This window comes from Succinivibrio sp. (genome assembly GCF_045124615.1).
Taxonomy (GTDB): Bacteria; Pseudomonadota; Gammaproteobacteria; order Enterobacterales; family Succinivibrionaceae; genus Succinivibrio; species Succinivibrio faecicola.
Map to the genome: position 1 here is coordinate 1 of NZ_JBGVMC010000366.1, position 2,935 is coordinate 2,935.

The window sequence follows — 2,935 nt, forward strand, 5'->3', positions numbered from 1 at the left end:
GCACAAAGCTCTAAAAATTTAAAGGAAACAGCATTACAAGCAATTAAACAGATTGAAGATAAAAGATATGCTGAAGAATTCTTTGATGATGTTATATCGGATATTTACTGCTATGGCATCAGCTTTTATCAGAAAAACTGCATTATTGAAGTTAAAAAGATTAAATAAATCTGTCAGAAAGCTCTACAATATGCAATCCTCCGACACTTCATTGTGTACGGAGGATTGTTACAGTTATGACATCAAAATTTCACTTATTTCTAGATTTTGTCTTTTTTATCTTTCATATTTGTAAAGATAGTTGCAACAATCGGTCCTGATATATTGTGCCATACAGAGAAAATAGCACCAGGAACAGCAGCAATCGGATCGATTGCACCACTTTTAGCTAAATTCTGAGCAAGTGTTACTGACAAAGCTGAATTTTGCATACCAACTTCAATAGCTACAGTCTTTTTTGCAGCTAATCTGAATTTAAAAAGAACGCCCATTAAATATCCAAGAGCATAACCGATGCAGTTGTGCAGAACTACCAAAACAAAGATGATGATACCAGTCTGAGCTAAACGTTGAGCATTCAGTGCTACAACAGCACATACAATAGCTACAATTGCAACAATACTTACAAGAGGAAGTGATACGATAACTTTCTTAACAGCATTCTTAAACAGTAAATTTACAATGACACCACCAACGATTGGCAAGATCACGATTTTGATGATTGAATAGAACATGGCTACAGGATCAATATCCACCCACTGACTTGCCATGAGATAGAATAAAGCCGGTGTAACAACAGGAGCTAAAAGTGTTGTACATGCAGTAATTGTTACTGATAAAGGAACATCAGCTTTTGCTAGATATGACATAACATTGGATGAAGTACCACCAGGACAGCATCCTAAAAGCAGAACACCTGCAGCAATTGATGAGAATTCAGGCATATCTGTAAACAAACTGAATACATAAACCAATACATAGGCTATTGCTGGCATTAAAATGAACTGTCCTGCAACACCAGACAGAACCATCACTGGCCTTTTCAAAACTTCAGCAAAATCCTTTGGTTGCATTGTCAGCCCCATACCAAACATTACAATACCTAGTAAATAAGCAATATATGGTGCAATCTTTGTAAATCCATCTGGAAAGAAATATGCAATCAGTGCAAATACAATAACTATATAGGCAAAGGTTCTTGAGAAGAAAGAACTTACTGCCGCAATAAGATTCAGTACAGTTTTCATGAATAATCGTCCTTAAAAAAGTTTTTCTGCATTGTAGATCCAATTTGAAAGATCATCACTATTTTTGTACATTTTTAGCACTTAATTCATGCATAACGCTCAAATATAGTCATTTTAATTTTCTTTTCTTCTTTTTATATAAAATCGATATAAAGGAGATTTTATGACACAGATTGTTATTGGCGTTCTGCCTTTATATGACACTAAATTAGACAGTATATGGATGCTTCCTGACTATATAAACGCACTTATTGATCATGGAGCATGTCCTATTATTCTTCCATATACTGACAAAAAAGAAGTTCTCGAACAGATATGTTCATACTGTGATGGTTTTCTTTTCACCGGTGGTCAGGATGTATCACCAGAACTTTATAATGAGCAAAAGGCAGACTACTGTGGTGAGTGTCTTGATATTCTTGATAATCTAAGTGTAACTGTCTACAAACATGCAATTTTAAAGAAGAAAACCATTTTAGGTATCTGCAGAGGATTACAGTTTATCAATGTAATGCAAGGCGGAACACTCTATCAGGATATTGTTTCTCAAGGAAAATCCGAGATAAATCATCATCAGGAAAAGCCTTATTGCAAGCCATCTCATAATGTTACCTTAGTAGATAACTCATATCTATCTTATCTGTTTGAAATTTCAAATATCAAGGTAAACAGTATTCATCATCAGTCGATCAAGGATTTAGGAAAGGATCTGATGATAAACGGTATCTCACAGGACGGTATTATAGAAGCAATAAGCAGTACCACACATCCTTACATGGTAGCTGTTCAATGGCATCCTGAGTATGATTATAAATACAATGAAAAATCGAGTCTTCTTCTAAAGGATTTTGTAATAAAAACTCAAATCCTAAAGAATACTATTTAGTAGTATTTTTTCTTAATTTACAGACAATTAAGTTTTTTAAACATCATACAAACGTGATAAAAATCATATTTTATCCGTTTTTAGTGTGTACTATGTATCAAATTTTCACTTATAAACCCACTGATATTAAAGGAATTATTAAGATCCCCTTATAAGTCAAAACATAAGGAGGCTTCTATGCCAAGATTCATGTGGTTTATCCTTGCTGTAGCTATGCTTATAGTAGGATATTTGGTATATGGTAAGTTTGTGGAGAAGGTCTTCGGTATCAAACCTGAAAGAGCTACCCCTGCAAAACTAAAAAATGATGGTGTTGACTTCGTTGCAATGCCAAAATGGAAGCTCTGGCTTATTCAGCTATTGAATATTGCCGGTGTTGGTCCTGTATTCGGCCCTATTCTTGGAGCTCTGTACGGACCTGTTGCATTACTATGGGTTGTATTCGGAACAATCTTTGCAGGTGCCGTTCATGATTACTTCTCAGGTATGCTATCTGTACGATATGGCGGTGCTAATGTTCCTGATATCGTAGGTTACAACCTTGGCAAAGGTGCAAAATACATTATGCGTGTATTTGCAACTATCCTCCTTTTACTTGTTGGCGTTGTATTTGCAACAGCTCCTGCTGGACTACTTGCAAAACTTACAGCAGGTTACTTTGATAACAACCTGACAATGACATTCTGGATTGTTATCATTTTCGCTTACTACTTTTTGGCAACAATCGTGCCTATCGATAAGATCATCGGAAGAATATACCCAATCTTCGGTGCACTGCTTATCATAATGGCTATCGGTGTTA

4 protein-coding genes are annotated in these 2,935 nt (G+C 35.4%); 3 read left to right on the forward strand and 1 reads right to left on the reverse strand.

The genetic code is table 11. The features are described from left to right. On the forward strand, positions 1 to 168 hold a 168-nt coding region (locus tag ACJML3_RS09690; protein ID WP_406022757.1), incomplete at its 5' end, for a PD-(D/E)XK nuclease domain-containing protein. Between the two features lie 92 nt (positions 169 to 260). Here ACJML3_RS09690 and ACJML3_RS09695 read toward each other — a convergent pair. Then, the gene (locus tag ACJML3_RS09695) at positions 261 to 1,247 is read right to left on the reverse strand and encodes a bile acid:sodium symporter family protein (protein ID WP_406022752.1); all 987 of its coding nucleotides are present in this window, start codon (positions 1,245 to 1,247) and stop codon (positions 261 to 263) included. 163 nt (positions 1,248 to 1,410) lie between these two features. Here ACJML3_RS09695 and ACJML3_RS09700 point away from each other — a divergent pair, with 163 nt between their 5' ends. Beyond that, positions 1,411 to 2,133: a gamma-glutamyl-gamma-aminobutyrate hydrolase family protein gene (locus ACJML3_RS09700; RefSeq protein ID WP_406022754.1), complete on the forward strand. Its 723-nt coding sequence runs from the start codon at positions 1,411 to 1,413 to the stop codon at positions 2,131 to 2,133. Between the two features lie 177 nt (positions 2,134 to 2,310). Beyond that, the coding region (locus tag ACJML3_RS09705) for a carbon starvation CstA family protein (protein WP_406022755.1) at positions 2,311 to 2,935 on the forward strand (625 nt) is incomplete at its 3' end.

Coding starts and splice junctions, on each gene's coding strand:
- ACJML3_RS09700 (WP_406022754.1), top strand. CDS start 1,411: ATGACACAGATTGTTATTGGCGTTCTGCCTTTATATGACACTAAATTA.
- ACJML3_RS09695 (WP_406022752.1), bottom strand. CDS start 1,247: ATGAAAACTGTACTGAATCTTATTGCGGCAGTAAGTTCTTTCTTCTCA.